Here is a 16,023-nt window from a genome sequence, read left to right as displayed (position 1 = left end):
ATCGGTAAATTTTAATTAAATTTGTACTTATAAAATATGAAACGATGCGATTAAAATTTGTTTTGCTTGGTTTTTTAGGCCTAGCTTTAGCCAGTTGTTCTTCAGACGAGGATAACGTAAACGATGTAAATTCTGGAAACTATTTTCCTTTGTCCAATAATTATGTTTGGGAGTATGAAAATAAGGATACCGACGAAATTGCAGGCCTTGCCGAGAATAAAATTATAGAAGAATTAACCGCTAATGCCTTAGGAGATAACCGTTTTGGTTTTACTTCTAGTTTAGAAGGCGATATCAATCAAGGTGTAGCCACTGGTATTTTAAGTCGAGGTACCTTAACAAAATCAAACGGGCAATTGATTTATAATGGTAATTTTTCTTTTAACCCTGACGGATTAGACGCCGGTACTGATTTAAACATACCCATACAAAACCTAATTATTTACGATAAAAACAAGTCTACAGGAGGCGTTTTATCAAGCGTTAAACAACAACTTGACCAAACTATTGTACTTGAAGGCTCTTCTGTACCGGTTACAATTGATGTAGAATTAAAAACCATTCAAAATGCTTTTATCGACCAATTTAATGCCGGCGATATTACGTATGAGGATATCTTAAAGACATCTTTGGTGTTAGAATTGAAAATTGATGCCAATTTATTTATTCCCGTAAATATCTTACCCCAACAAGAGGTATTTACCCAAGTGAATTTCTTTGCAGAAGACATTGGTCTTATTTTTAGCGAAAGCGATTTAAATTATAATTTTAGTGATTCTTTAGGACAAATAGCGCCTAATTTTCCTACTAACGGATCACAAAGTTCTTCTCAAACTATAGTGAACTATTACTTTAAGTAAAAGCAAGTAGATTATTATAAAAGAGCATTATAAAGCACCTCTATGGGGTGCTTTGCTTTTATAGGGCTGCAATGTTTAATCTGTTCTCGGCAACTTGTACCATTAGCCACAATTAGGGTTTCTTTATCTAAATTTTTTAATTTTCCCATTAGGTTTTGCTCGGCCATTTTTAAACTTATGGCATAATTTTCTTTTTCATAGCCAAATGAACCCGCCATGCCACAACATCCTGTTGCCATTAACTTTACGGAATAGTTTTTTGGTAAATTTAGTATTTTAAAGGTGTCTTGAGACTGTCCTAAAGCTTTTTGATGGCAATGCGTGTGAATCTTAATCGTCTTTTTTTCTTTAGAAAATGCAGTAGTCTTTATATGTCCTCTATCGATTTCTTTTGCCAGAAATTCCTCTAATAAAAAAGTTTTTAAAGCAAGTTTCTTAGCTTTTTTTGGATTAGGATGCAGTTTAATATACTCATCTCTAAAAGTTAAAATAGCACTTGGTTCTATACCCACTAATACTGCATTGTGAGGCATTATCTCTGTAAAGTGATTTACATTAAAAACGGCCAGTTTTTTGGCTTGCTTAAGAAAGCCCTTAGATAAAAATGCGCGTCCACTAGCTTTATGGGCAGTTACAACCACATCATAGCCTAATCTTTCCAATAATTTCAAAGCTGTAAAACCTATTGTAGGATCAAGCAAATCTGTAAATTCATCAATAAATAAATAAACAGGCGTTGGTTGTTGATTTGAAATTTGTTGCTTATGCCTATTTTTAAGCATTGCCCTTAGCGATTTCTTCGCAGTCAAAGGCAATTCCCGTTCAGGAGCGATTGCTAAACCTTTTTTTAAAAATTTTTGAAACCAACTAACTTGGATAAACCAATTGAACGACTTGGAAGCTTTAAGCAATTTATGCTGATAAGCAAAAACATAATCTGATAAAGGTCTAGCATTGCTATTATAATAATGAAACAAGGCCTCGCTTTTAAAGGTAGCCAAATCTACATTTGATGGACACTCTTTTTTACAGGCTTTACAACTAACGCATAAACTTAATACTTCTTTTACTGCCTTATTGCTTAGCGGATTTTTTTTGTCTGGATAGGTCAATAACTCACGTAACAAATTGGCCCTTGCCCGGGTGGTATCTCGCTCGTTTTTGGTAGCCCGATAACTCGGGCACATTACTCCACCTGCTCCTATTCCCTTTCGGCAGTCACCACTACCATTACATTGCTCAACCTCTTTCAAAAATTCACGACCAAAATTGAACATTGTATGCAATTGAGCAGGTTTTGCCTGGGCAATATCATACCTTAAATTTTGCGTCATTGCTTTTGGCTGAATGATTTTATGCGGATTAAAGATATTATCTGGATCGAACCATACTTTAACCTGTTGCAATAAATTCATTACTTGGGGTCCTAAAATTTCGGGTAAAAAAGGAGAACGCACTCTGCCGTCTCCGTGTTCACCACTAAAGGAACCACGGTATCGCTTTACCAATAAGGCTACTTCACGGGTTATTTTTTCAAACAACACAATATCTTCTTTTTGCTTTAGATCTAATATTGGCCTTAAATGTAACTCCCCCGCTCCGGCATGAGCATAATAAACAGCTTGTTGCTGATATTTATTCATAATGGCAGTGAAGTCCTTAATATAGGAAGCTAGATCGGTTAAGCGTACTGCTGTATCTTCAATACAAGCCACTGCCTTCTTATTTGATTTTAGATTAGCCAATAAACCTAAGCCCGCTTTTCGCAATTCAATTGCTTTAAGAATATCTTCGTTATATAAAACAGGCGAGGCATAAGCTCTTGTTTGTTGGTTAAGTTTTTCTTGTAAAACATTCAATTGCTTTTGAAGGCTTTCTGGTGAATCACTTCGCAGCTCACATAGCAATATGGCTCCAGGGTCACCTTGTATAAAAAATCTACTCGCTTGATAAGTAAGATGACCTTTTGTACAATCTAAAATAGTTTTATCCATCAACTCACACATGTACAAATTCGACTGCATGGTCGTTTCTACAGCCTCAAGCGCATCGGTCACATTATAGAAATGTACTGCCAGCAGAGCCTCATTAGCGGGAGGTAAATTATCTAAAGCCAATTCAGCCTCCAAAATAAAAGCTAAAGTACCCTCGCTACCACAAATTAATTTAGCTAAATTAAATGATTCACCCTTTTCATTAAAAGGCTTTTGATTCAATAGGATATCGAGAGCATATCCCATATTGCGTCTATGAATTTCAGGATGGGGATAAACTTCCCGAATATTCTTTTGATTATTTGTATTTTGTAATAAACTTAATATTTGTCGATATAAATTACCCTCCCAAGTCTGGTCCTGTTGCAGGTGTTGGAGCTCGGTTACATTTTTTGATGTTAAGCGGATCACTTGCCCGGTATGTAAAACTACCTTTAATGCAATCAGTTTATCGCGTGTGGTACCATATTGAATAGAGGTGGTACCACTACTATTATTACCAATCATTCCGGCTATTGTACAGCGGTTGGAGGTACTTGTATTTGGACCAAAAAAAAGTTGATACGGTTTTAAAAGCTGATTCAATTCATCTCGCACTACCCCACCCTGCACCACGGCTTTTTTTTGTTCAGCGTTGATTTCTATAACGCGATTAAGGTATCGGGAACAGTCAATTACTATGCCTTTTCCTGTTGTTTGACCTGCTAAGGATGTACCTGCAGCACGAGGTATTACCGCAATTTTATTTTTTTGCGCAAATTTAATCAGTAAAACTACATCGGCATCGCTTTTAGGAAAAGCCACAGCCAAAGGAATTTCTCTATATACAGAGGCATCGGTAGCATATATTTTTTTGTATAAATCACCAGTATAAATTTCACCTTCTAAGGAATCTTGCAAAACTAACAATTGTGATTTTTTTAAACTTTTCATATGTCCCAAGTATTAGCCAAATATATATATTTGAATAAAAAAAAGTATGATACGATTCGTTTTCTCTGGAATTCTTTTAATGATTCTTTCATTTACAGGTCTTAATGCCCAGAATAGCGGTTTAATCGCTGAAAATGCTCTAGGTCTTCGTTTAGGTGGCGGCGACGGGTTTGGTGCTGAAATAAGTTATCAAAGACAAATTGGTTCACCAAATAACAGGCTTGAAGCCGACTTGGGTTGGAGAAATGATAGCTATTTTGATGCTTTTAAACTAACCGGTTTATACCAATGGGTTTGGAATATTGAAGGCGGGTTCAACTGGTATGCTGGTGTAGGTGGTGGCTTAGGCAGCGTAGAAGATAATCGCTATTTCAAAAATGGTTACCGCCCAAACGATGGCATGTTTCTATTTGTAGCTGGTGATATAGGCATTGAATACAACTTTGATATCCCTTTAATGCTTTCGCTAGATTTTAGACCTGAGATAGGTTTTAATGACTACGATGTATTGAACAATTTTATTCCGGATATCGCTTTAGGCGTACGTTACCAATTTTAAGCCTTTTTACGGTTTATTGCCTTGTGATATACACTTTCATATTGAGGGATAATTTTCTCAAGATCAAACGCTAAGGCCTGCTGATAGGCATTATTTTTAAAGGTCAGCAGGTTTTCTTCTTTTAAGATGTGAATTGCTTTTTGTGCCATATCTTCAACATCGCCTACATCACTAAGATAACCTGAGAAACCATTCTTATTCACCTCAGGAATCCCACCTGTATTCGATGAAATTACGGGTACTTTATTTATCATAGCTTCTAATGCCGCCAAACCAAAGCTTTCATTTTTTGAGGGTAGCAAAAATAAATCCGATAGGCATAGGATCTTTTCGACTTCATTACTAGCTCCCATAAATAAAATTTTATCTCTTATACCTAAGGAATAAGCTAATTCTTTAGCGGGTTGCACTTCGGGGCCTTCTCCAACCATAATGAGTTTAGCCTTGATTTCTTTTTGTATGTGGTAAAATATTTTAACCACATCATCTATTCTTTTCACTTTTCTAAAATTACTAACATGAGTAATTATTCGTTCATCATCTTGAGCCATTAAAGAACGTTGACATTCACTAATTGGATTCAGGTACTTTTGTGAATCTATAAAATTAGGGATTACTTGAATAGGACTTGTCACGTCAAATAATCTAAGGGTGTCTAACTTCAAACTTTCAGACACTGTGGTTACATAATCGCTGTTGTTTATGCTGAATGTAACTGCTGGCTTGTAATAAGGGTGATTTCCTACCAAAGTAATATCTGTTCCGTGAAGTGTGGTTACCATTGGTAACTCAATACCTTCTTGTGCTAACATCTGCTTTGCCATATAACCCGCGTAAGCGTGCGGAATAGCATAATGCACATGCAACAAGTCTATTTTATGCAATTTTACCATATCTACCAGCTTGCTCGAAAGTGCTAATTCATAGGGTTGGTAATGAAACAGCGGATACTCGGGCACATTCACCTCGTGAAAATGAATATTACTAGACAATTGTTCAAGCCTAACTGGTTGTTTATAGGTGATAAAATGAACAATATGTCCTTTTTTTGCTAAAGCCATTCCTAACTCGGTTGCAACAACACCACTTCCACCAAAGGTTGGATAACATACTATACCTATATTCACTTGTTCAATTTCTAGTTAATAATTGCTTTATATATAATTGCTTGAATTTTTGTGCGTACATCTTCTGTAATCAACAAACGATTTCCTGCATCAGGAAAAGTTCTATTCGATAAAAATACGTAAACTATTTGTTCTTCTGGGTCTGCCCAAGCATAAGTTCCGGTAAAACCACTATGACCAAAACTGTTCATAGATAAACAGCCGCAGGTTGGACCAATCGTTCCTAACTGAGGTTTATCAAACCCCACTCCTCTACGCACGTCTTCATCGCAATAATAGCAAGTATTAAAACTGCTTATAGTAGATGGTTTGAAAAAACGTTTACCGCCATAGGTACCCCCATTTAAATAAACCTGCATAAGTTTAGCTACATCATTAGCGTTACTAAATAATCCTGCGTGCCCTCCAACGCCACCTTGCATAGCAGCACCTTGATCATGAACATAACCTTGCACCCGCTGTTCTCGCCAATAATTATCATCTTCTGATGGAGTAATTTGTTGCTTTTTAAACCGAATGAGCGGTAAATAACCTGTAAAATTAGCTCCTAAAGGCTCATAAAAATGCTTTTGAGTTAAATCGGCTAAAGACTGTTCATAATATTCTTCGAGATAATGTTTTAGAATATAATAAGGTAAATCACTGTATTTGTAATTTTTCTTAGTCCGTAGCGGACTTTCCTTAATGATATTAAAAAGCGTATCGGCATAATCGGTTCGCATAAACATTTTATCGGCTACTTGAATATTATGTAAAAGATCTCTTTCTTTACGAAAGTATTTTTTTGAAGCTTTATTCGTAAGGCTGTCTAGTGTTCCTATATAGAATGGAATCCAGGCTTTCAATTGGGCATAATGACTCAACATGCTCTTTACGTCTATATTTGCCTTATTAGAATCTTTAAAATCTTCAATAAGCTCTGCCAAGGTGGTATCAAGGTTCAAGATTCCTTTTTCATATTGCTCCATTACCAAAGGTAAGGTGGCCAGAATTTTCGTCAACGATGCCAAATCGTAGATGCTTTGGCTAGTTACAGGCTTTTTTTTTTCGTAAGTATGAAAACCTACATTTTTATCATAAACCACCCTTCCTTTTCGCGCAATGAGTACTTGCGCTCCGGGGGCCATTTTTTTTTTGACCATATCGTTTAGTATGCTATCAATTTCCTTAAAATTGATACTACGCATACCTACACTTTCTGGCATACCATAAGAAAGTCTGTGCACCTTAGATAATATAAAACCTGTACCTTCTGGGAATTCTTTACCTAAACTTACCGGCAATTTTCCTTGAACACTTAGACCGCCAAATATAGCCTGAGCTACTTTTTCTTGTGCCAGTTTACTGTTTTGATATCCTAAAATAATAGCATTTATATTGATGGTGGTTTTCAAGTCGATAATAGAATATGGGCGCGCAAAAGAAGCTAGAATTACTTCATTTTTTCTGGCAATCTCATACAACCAAATCTTCTCGTTCAAAGTGTATTTATAAGATTTCCAAGGATTAGCATTATCTGTATGATGCCCAACGATCACCAAGTTATAAGCTTTAAGTTTTTCTAGCAATTCACTAAGGCTATCTGCCTTAACTTCATCTACTTGCGTATATTTATTCAATGTTTTCAAAAATGCTTCCCCAGGATCCTTACCTAATTTTACATAGGCAATTTTCTTTTTTTCTAAATCCTGTACCGGTAAAATAGCTTTATCATTCTTGACTAAAGTGATAGCTTTTTCTATCAATTCTTCATAAATCACATCATTTTCGTGAGCATTCAAATCTTCGTGTAAACCTTCTAATTTGATAGGTTTATATTCATGCAGACCGGCTTTATATTTAGCCATTAAAATCTTTTTTACTGAATGTGCCAAACGCTCTTCAGTAATCTCTTTTTCAACATAAGCTGCTTTTAATCGTTGATGAGCTGCGGGAATATTTTCTGAGATTAATAATATATCATTTCCTGCTTTGAATGCAGCAAGGTCTATTTCACCCGGTTCATCAAAATCAGCTACTCCGCGCATATTTAAAGCATCGGTAAAAATCAAGCCTTTATATTGGTATCTAGTTTTTAAAAGATCGGTAATAACCGCCTTACTTAAAGAGGTGGGAATATTGTCTTCTTGCAAAGCAGGTACATTTAAATGGCCAACCATTATACTTGAAACACCATTCTTAATTAATTCCCTAAAGGGGAATAATTCAACACTATCTAATCGCTGTCTAGTAAAATCTAGAAAAGGCAAACTTTTATGAGAATCGGTATGGGTATCGCCGTGCCCGGGAAAATGTTTGGCGCTGCTCAAAACATTTTCACTATGCATCCCTTGCATAAAGGCGATAGCTTGTTGAGTGATTTTTTGCACATTTTCACCAAAAGAACGATTACCAATAATTGGGTTTGCTGGGTTTATGTTTACATCTACTACTGGTGCAAAATTAAAATGTACTCCTAAGCGTTTGTTATGCTTAGCGATTTGTTTTCCGGCTTCATAAATTAAATCTGGATCTTGAATAGCACCCAAGGTCATATTCCAAGGAAAAGAATAGGTGGAGTCTAAGCGCATAGCCAGACCCCATTCGGCATCCATACCGATTAATAAAGGTACTTTAGCTTTTTCTTGTAACCGATTGTGCATTTTTGCCTGCCGTCCTGGTCCACCTTTAGAAAAAATTACACCACCAATATGATAGTTTTTTATCAGTGCAGCAAGATTATTTTCGGCTGGTTTTCCTTTACTTGAAAAAATATCGGCCATAAACAATTGTCCAATTTTTTCATCAAGCGTTAAATTTTGGTATACAGAATCTACCCAGGCTTTTTGTAAAATTGGGTTTTTGGCTTCAAGCGGATTTTTTTGCTGCGCATTTAAAGAAAACTGCATACCAACAAGGGTTGCGAAAGCAATTAAAAAAAATCTGGGCATAGTAGAAACTTCTTTAAATGGTTATAAAAATCGATTGTGCCAACTTTCTTCTAAAGGAATCTCCCAATCTGTCTCCAATTCTTTTTTAGTATTCACCAGGTTATTGAATACTATAGTTTTACCCGAAACAGATTTATTTTTAACTAATTTCTTAAAATCAATTAAAGGCTTATAAGCCAAATATTCCCCTTGTTTAAAAGTAACATTCATTTTATCGAGTAAATCAACAGAATATTTTTTCTCAAGTTCTTGAATAAAACGAACAGAGGTATCAATGCTGCAGCCACTAGCCTGTGCACCCGTAGCGTCTAAACCCAATATGATAAAACGTTTGTGTTTTATCAAAAAACTAGCTTTTAATCCAGTGCCGTGCGCGGCCCAGTTATTTACAAAGTCTTTTATCGACACTTCTAATTCTTGTAGTTCTACATCCGTAAAAGACCGATTTGCCTGATAAATCCATATTTTTGATTCATCGGCTAACGCATTAAATTCTACCCACATATTTTTGATTTACAGATCTTGTGCTTGTGCTATCATTTCGGCCACATCAAGCACTTCTACTTCATTTTCTTTATTTTTGTTTTTTACGCCGTCTGTCATCATCGTATTGCAAAAAGGACAACCGGCTGCAATGGCTTCAGGTTTAGTTTCTAAAGCTTGTTCTGTTCTTAATACATTCACATCTTTATTCCCTTTTTCTGGTTCTTTAAACATTTGGCCACCACCTGCACCACAACATAGCCCTTGGCTTTTGCATTTACGCATTTCAAGCAACTCTACTTCTAGCTTTCTAAGCAAATCACGTGGCGCTTCATATTCGTCGTTGGCACGGCCTAAGTAACAAGGGTCGTGAAAAGTTATTCGTTTCCCTTTAAATTTACCGCCTTCTACGCGTAGACGACCTTCTTCCATCAAACCTTTCAAAAATTGAGTATGATGTACAACTTCATAATTTCCGCCTAATTCTGGGTATTCATTTTTTATGGTATTAAAGCAATGCGGACAAGCGGTAACAATTTTTTTAACTTCATAGCCATTTAGCACCTCAATATTCATCGCTGCTTGCATTTGGAATAAAAACTCATTCCCCGACCTTTTAGCCGGATCTCCTGTACAACTTTCTTCGGTTCCTAATACGGCATAGTCGACTTTTGCTTTGGTTAAAAGTTTTATAAATGCTTTGGTTATTTTTTTTGCACGATCATCAAAACTACCCGCACAACCGACCCAAAAAAGAACTTCTGGTTTTTTTCCTTGCGCCATATATTCGGCCATGGTAGGTACTTTAATTTTCTCTGTATTTGTATTATCTGTATTCATTGCTATATTCTATTTTAATTTTCGTCTGCCCAGTTTAATCGATCCATTTGATTATAAGGCCAAGGTGCTCCATTATTCTCTATATTACCCATTGCAACATTTAATTCATTAGGCGCTGCACTTTGTTCCATAACTAAATACCTTCGCATATCTAAAATAATAGATAAAGGGTCTATGCCAATAGGGCAAGCTTGTACACAAGCGTTACAAGTTGTACATGCCCAAAGCTCTTCTCGGGTTATATAATCATCTAATAATTGTTTACCATCTTCTTTAGGGTCTTTTTTAGCATCTATCTGTTTACTCACTTCCTGCAAACGATCACGAGTATCCATCATAATTTTACGCGGAGATAGTTTCTTACCCGTTTGGTTGGCCGGACATTCTGATGTACACCTACCGCATTCTGTACAAGTGTAGGCATTAAGCAATTGCACCTGATTCAAATCAAACACGTCACTTGCTCCAAATTTTTCTGGCTCTGCTGTTTCATCGTCTCCACTTGGGGCAGCAAACGGATCAGCGTTAGGGTCCATCATCAAGGCTACCTCTTGTTTAACCGATTCTAAGTTATCCATCTCTCCTTTGGGTTGTAACTTAGCCAAATAGGTATTAGGAAAGGCAAGCAAAATATGTAAATGCTTTGAGTAGTATAAATAATTTAGGAAAAACAAAATACCTAAAATATGTAACCACCAAGCCGAACGCTCAACTAAAATTAAGCTAGATTCTGATAATCCCGCTAGAAGCGGACTTATATATTGACTCACAGGAAAAGCGCCTACTATAGATCCGTCTTGTTGCGCATAATGCGCAGCACCAGAAAGTTGCAATTCATAATCTGCGGCATTCATTAATAAAAACAAGCCCATAAGTACCATCTCAAAATATAGAATATAGTTGGCATCATCTTTTGGCCAACCTTTCATTTCGTTGGCCCAGAAACGTTTTATTTTTAAGGCATTTCTTCTTAGCCAAAATACCACTACCCCTACAAACACCAATAAGGCTAATATCTCAAAAGTGCCGATTAAAAAATTATAGAAACAACCCATAAAAGACAAAACACGGTGCGTACCAAAAAGACCATCGATTATAATCTCTATAACTTCAATATTTATAATAATAAAGCCAACGTATACTATTATATGTAAGACACCGGCAATTGGCCGCACCACCATTTTAGATTGCCCTAAAGCGACTTTAGCCATTTGCTTAAAACGTTCGCTTTTTCGGTCGTTACAGTCAACTGCTTTACCTAGTTTAATATTGCGAATTAACTTCTTGATATTTAGGGTAAAAAAGCCAACGCCCAATACAAGGGCGATGAAAAATAGTATTTGTCCTAAAATTGCCATATTTCAAATTTATTTAAGAGAGTCTTTTGGTTTTTCGTAAGCTTTATTTTTTTTCCCGAATAACGAAAAATGTACGTAACGTTTAGGATTTAATTTTAAATCCTGTAGCAATTGTTCTAATTGTCGGGTTGCACGATCCATATTATCATAAATAGCAGGGTCTTTTAAAAGTTTACCAGCTGTACCTTTTCCTTGGTTCAGTTCACTGGCAATACTTTTAAAATCGTGAATTGCGGTTTCTAAATCACGTGTAATTTGTGCAATATCAACTTGCGAAAGACTATCGCTTAGCTTGCTTAAATTAGCCGTGGTTTTATCAATATTACTAAGAGTTCTACTCAGCTTATCTTCATTGTTCTTAAGCATATTATCTGTTCTCCCTGTAATATTTTTGAAATGTTCTGATATAGAATTAAAGTTTGCAAGACTTTGCTTAAGGTTTTTTCGTGACTCTGGGTTTAATATATCATTAAACGCAAAAAGAACTGAATCAGTACTACTGATGGCTTTTTCCACCTTATTTTGTAATGGCGTAAGTCTATCGTTTACTAGCTCTAACAAACCTTCATCTATTTCTCCGGGTAAAGTGTCTCCAGATTTAGCCATAGGTCCGTCGTATTCAGGAATAATTGCCAAACTTTTTCCACCTATAATACCGCCACCATAGATTTGAGCTTTACTTGTTTTTGAAAATTGAAACTCATTTTGGACATTCATACTCACCAAAATGGCTCCTGTTTTATTTAAGAATCGAATACCCGAAACCGTACCCACTTGCAATCCGTTAATGGTAACTGGGGATGAAGGAGCTAGCCCTTCAACATCGTCGTATACCGCGTAAAAGGTTCTATTATTGTCTAGTAAATTATTTCCTTTTAAAAAATTATAACCAAATATCAATAGGGCTATAGCCAATAAGGCGAGTAATGCAGTTTTAACTTCTTTCGATATTTTCAATTGTAGCGGATTTAAGAATTAACAAATTTAAGGATTAAAAATAGAAAATGCTTTTATTTCCGCTTAGTTTTTAACGCGTCGTTAACGCTTATTTTAACTCCCTCTTTAAAAGCAACAAGAAAGCTTTTTGAAAATCCAGCGCTTTTGGCTTGTTGTAGCAATCGTTGAATCTCGTCATAATTACTCGTGTTTCCATAATAATACTTATAAAGTTTGCCTTCGAGCTTACGCGAAACATCTTTCAAACCTTTAAAGTTATACGGAGCTAATTCAAGCGGCTTGCTACCTGCCGCAATCTGCACCTTAAAAGTAATTAGTGGGTATTCCTTTTCACTTTTTTTAAAATCATTTTTGTACTTTACTTCTGTGGCACTTAGGTTTATACTGTTTTTATAGTCAACTACTCCTTTAGCTATAGAGGTCGCCATTTTAGCCTGCCCAGCCGGCGAGTTTAAATAACGTCCTTCTTGTTTATTGGTTAAAAATCCCGTTTCAACTAAAACACTAGGCATAAACGTCTTGCGAAGAACTAAAAAACCAGCTTGTTTCACCCCTCGATTTACCCGTTTAAGGGTGTTAGTGAATTGCTTTTGCACATAATCAGCTAATAAAATACTTTGATCTAAATATTCTTCTTGCATTAAAGTCATTCCAATATAAGAGGCGGGAGAACTCGGGTCGAAACCATCATAAACCACTTCATAATCATCTTCTAAGTAAATTACCGAGTTTTCTTTCATCGCAATCTTTAGGTTGTCTTCATTACGGTGTAAACCTAAAACAAATGTTTCTGTACCTTGTGCGTTACTACTATGAGCATTGCAATGAACAGAAACAAATAAATCAGCATCAGCGTCATTGGCAATTTTAGCTCTATCGTCTAAAGTTACAAATTTATCTGTCGTTCTGGTGTAAAGTACTTTTATGTCTTTATCTTTTTTTAAGATCTTTCCTACTTCAAGAACCACCTTTAGGGCAATATCTTTTTCCTTATAACCGTTTCCTCGATTTCCTGGATCTTTTCCTCCGTGACCCGCATCTAAAACCACTACAAAGGTTTTATTTTGCGACCAAGCTAGTTCTTGGTTTAGCAATAAAATTCCGCAAAGGAGAAAGAAATAAAGTGAAAACTTTTTCATATTGAATAGCTTAAGCTAATTTTTACTTGCTGATTTGTTTATTTTTAAAAATTCTGAACAACCCTTAAAAAAATATATGTAATTTTGGCTTTTCAAAAAGCAAGCCAAACAATACAAAAATAGCACTATAAGCATTGCAAACAAACTTATACCATATACTTTTATCTTGTTTTTTTCTTTTCTTGTTTTTTAATTCGACGCAAGCTCAAGAAATTGATAGCACCCGTACCTTGCGTATTCCGGCAGAACGAGAAGCTATTTTTCCTTTAAGCGATAGCCTTTTAAAAAGTACTCCTATTGTAAATCCTAACAATGATATAATTCAAGAAGACAGTACTAAAACTAATTCTTTTTTAACCGATAATGTGATTAGTACGGCTAAGGATTATATGATGCTTGATGCTAAAAACAAGAAAGCCTATTTGTATAATGAAGCCAAAATTGTTTATGGCGACATCACGCTTGAAGCTGGAAAAATAATATTGAATAATGCTACCAATGAGGTGTATGCTTTTGGCATTAAAGATTCCTTAGGTAATTATACTCAGCGACCGGTTTTTTCTCAAGGACAGAATATTGTTGAGCCCGATAGTATCCGATTCAATTTTGACACTCAAAAGGCCTTGGTTTACAATTCTCGCACGCAGCAAGGCGAATTTAATGTCAAAGGAGCTATAACCAAAAAAGAAAACGATTCGGTTTACTTTATGCAAAATGTAAAGTTTACCACCGCAAAAGATATAGACAACCCCGAATATTATTTTAACGCAAGACAGGTTAAATTAGTTCCCGAAAAAAAGGTGATTACGGGTTTAGTAACCATGTACATCGCCGATGTGCCTACCCCGTTAATGTTGCCTTTTGGCTACTTTCCCTTAACCGATGAACGTTCTTCGGGTATTATCTTACCCTCTTTTGGAGATAACCAAAACAGAGGTTACTTTTTACAAAATGGTGGTTATTATTTTAATATTAATGAATATGTTGATTTAGCCGTTTTAGGTGATTATTACACCAACGGTAGTTTTGGCTTTAGAGCCGAATCAAATTATGCGCTGCGTTATAAATTTAGGGGTAATTTTAGCTTTAGGTATGAAAAACTTCTCAATAGTGAACCCGGTTTTCCCGATTATTCAGAAAGCTCTATTTATAACATTCGCTGGTCGCATTCACAAGACGCAAAAGCTAATCCGTCTAGCAGATTTCAAGCCTCTGTTAACCTTGGAAGTTCGCAATATTACCAAGAAAGTATCAATCAAACCAACACCGCTAATTTTCTGAATAACAACCTGAGTTCATCGGTATCTTACAGTAAAACCTTTAGTGGTTTCCCAGAGGTTAATTTAAACATTGCTGCCACCCACAATCAAAATACTAATACACAGGAAATCAATATGACCTTGCCTAGCTTAAACGCAAGTATGTCTAGAATTTATCCTTTTGCTCCTAAAAATGGGACCAAGAAAGGTATTTTTGAAAATATTAATTTCCAGTATAGTTTACGAGGTGAAAATAGAATAAAAACGACCGATTCTCTTTTCTTTAAACCACAAATGTTTAGAGATATGCAAAGCGGAATTAAGCATAGCATACCCATTGCTACAAATTTTAAACTGTTTAAACATTTTAGTGTTAGTGCGGGAACAAATTTTGAAGAAAATTGGGTTTTTAAAACCATTGAGCAGCGCTATGATCAAGATACGCAAGCTGTTGTGCGCGATACCCTTAACGGATTTGATTCTTTTAGAACCTATAATTTTAGTTCTAGTATTGGAACAACTGTATACGGCCAAAAAAACTTTGGAAAAGATAAAAAAATTCAGGCTATAAGGCATGTAATTAGACCATCTTTAAGTTATACACTCACCCCCTCTTTCGATCAATTTTACGACACTTATTTGGTGCCAGCAACTTCTACTCTAGAAGCTAGAAATGTAAGTTATTCTAGATTTGAAGGCTCTTTATTTGGAGCGCCAGGAAACCGATATGCAAGCAGTATTGGGTTTAATGTAACCAATGATTTTGAAGCAAAAATAACCTCACGCGATACCACCGCAACAGAACCAATTAAAAGAAAGTTGCTTTCAAATTTTAGTTTAGGAACTTCCTACAATATGGCAGCCGATTCTTTAAAGCTACAACCAGTTGTAGTTCGAGGTTCACTGCCTGTGGTTCAAGATAAACTTACCATAAATTTTAATGGTGCTTTAGATCCATACGCTTTAAACAATAGTAATGAGAGAATCGACAAGTGGAATATCAATAATGGTGGTAGTCTATTTAGATTAACAAGGGCACAGGCGAGTTTTAGTTATAGTTTCTCCAATAAAGATTTTGAGCGTAACTCAGATGAACAAACAGATGAACTTGAAAATGAATCTTTTAGAAATGGCGGTAGACCAGATGATTTATTTGGAAGATCGGCTGATTTTGATGGAAAACTCTATGAAGATGAGGAAGAAGAAGTGGTAGAAAATGAAACTAAGCGTTATAATTATAGTATTCCTTGGAATTTACGCATCGCTTATAGTATGACCTATGATAACCTAAGAAGGAATAACGAGATTTCGGGGCATTCTATTATGTTTAGTGGAGATGTAGAGTTGTCTCCTCGTTGGAAGGTTGGTGCCTCCTCGGGTTTTGATTTTGTTAATCCAGGCTTTACCTTTACCCAATTGCGTTTTCAGCGTGACCTAGAAAGTTGGCGATTATCGTTTAATTGGACGCCATTTGGTGACCGCGAATCTTGGTACTTTTTTATAGGTATTAAAGCTAATGTGCTACAGGATTTAAAATACGATAAAAACAGAGAAAGAGATAGACGCTTATAAAATAAGAATCAT

General features: G+C 35.8%; 11 protein-coding genes. 3 read left to right on the top strand and 8 right to left on the bottom strand.

Annotation, left to right across the window (positions count from 1 at the left end):
• Positions 1–44: 44 nt before the first annotated feature.
• Positions 45–860, top strand: coding sequence for a hypothetical protein (locus ACH2AZ_RS01395; protein WP_394906303.1), 816 nt, complete (start codon positions 45–47; stop codon positions 858–860).
• A 14-nt stretch (positions 861–874) separates the two neighbouring features.
• Here ACH2AZ_RS01395 and ACH2AZ_RS01390 read toward each other — a convergent pair whose 3' ends face one another.
• Positions 875–3,787, bottom strand: coding sequence for an FAD-binding and (Fe-S)-binding domain-containing protein (locus tag ACH2AZ_RS01390; protein ID WP_394906302.1), 2,913 nt, complete (start codon positions 3,785–3,787; stop codon positions 875–877).
• 46 nt (positions 3,788–3,833) lie between these two features.
• Between ACH2AZ_RS01390 and ACH2AZ_RS01385 the strand changes: the two genes are divergently transcribed.
• Positions 3,834–4,346, top strand: a complete 513-nt coding sequence (locus ACH2AZ_RS01385) for a hypothetical protein (protein WP_379044481.1) — start codon at positions 3,834–3,836, stop codon at positions 4,344–4,346.
• On the opposite strand, the gene bshA is transcribed toward ACH2AZ_RS01385, so the two are convergent.
• From bshA to ACH2AZ_RS01350, 7 genes are read right to left on the bottom strand one after another with little or no spacing between them, the layout of a single operon-like run.
• A complete protein-coding gene (bshA, locus tag ACH2AZ_RS01380) occupies positions 4,343–5,473 on the bottom strand; it encodes an N-acetyl-alpha-D-glucosaminyl L-malate synthase BshA (protein ID WP_379044484.1) in 1,131 nt (376 codons plus the stop codon). The genes ACH2AZ_RS01385 and bshA overlap by 4 nt on opposite strands.
• Before the next feature lie 11 nt (positions 5,474–5,484).
• Positions 5,485–8,403 (bottom strand): glycoside hydrolase family 3 N-terminal domain-containing protein, encoded by a 2,919-nt coding sequence (locus ACH2AZ_RS01375; protein WP_394906301.1) that lies wholly within the window; start codon positions 8,401–8,403, stop codon positions 5,485–5,487.
• Between the two features lie 21 nt (positions 8,404–8,424).
• On the bottom strand, positions 8,425–8,907 hold the full coding sequence (locus tag ACH2AZ_RS01370; protein WP_394906300.1) for an ABC transporter ATPase: 483 nt from the start codon (positions 8,905–8,907) through the stop codon (positions 8,425–8,427).
• Positions 8,908–8,916: 9 nt separating this feature from the next.
• On the bottom strand, positions 8,917–9,726 hold the full coding sequence (locus ACH2AZ_RS01365; protein ID WP_394906299.1) for a (Fe-S)-binding protein: 810 nt from the start codon (positions 9,724–9,726) through the stop codon (positions 8,917–8,919).
• A 14-nt stretch (positions 9,727–9,740) separates the two neighbouring features.
• Positions 9,741–11,084 (bottom strand): 4Fe-4S dicluster domain-containing protein, encoded by a 1,344-nt coding sequence (locus tag ACH2AZ_RS01360; RefSeq protein WP_394906298.1) that lies wholly within the window; start codon positions 11,082–11,084, stop codon positions 9,741–9,743.
• A 9-nt stretch (positions 11,085–11,093) separates the two neighbouring features.
• Entirely contained in the window at positions 11,094–12,041 is a 948-nt protein-coding gene (locus tag ACH2AZ_RS01355) for an MlaD family protein (protein WP_394906297.1), read from the bottom strand.
• 53 nt (positions 12,042–12,094) lie between these two features.
• Entirely contained in the window at positions 12,095–13,180 is a 1,086-nt protein-coding gene (locus ACH2AZ_RS01350; RefSeq protein ID WP_394906296.1) for an N-acetylmuramoyl-L-alanine amidase, read from the bottom strand.
• 134 nt (positions 13,181–13,314) lie between these two features.
• Between ACH2AZ_RS01350 and ACH2AZ_RS01345 the strand changes: the two genes are divergently transcribed.
• Positions 13,315–16,011, top strand: a complete 2,697-nt coding sequence (locus ACH2AZ_RS01345) for a putative LPS assembly protein LptD (protein ID WP_394906295.1) — start codon at positions 13,315–13,317, stop codon at positions 16,009–16,011.
• Positions 16,012–16,023: the final 12 nt, after the last annotated feature.

Origin of the sequence: uncultured Mesonia sp., from assembly GCA_947499595.1 — a bacterium.
Taxonomy (GTDB): Bacteria; Bacteroidota; Bacteroidia; order Flavobacteriales; family Flavobacteriaceae; genus Mesonia; species Mesonia sediminis.
The sequence above is the reverse complement of the archived record's forward strand: the minus strand, read 5'-3'. Positions and strand labels throughout refer to the sequence as shown.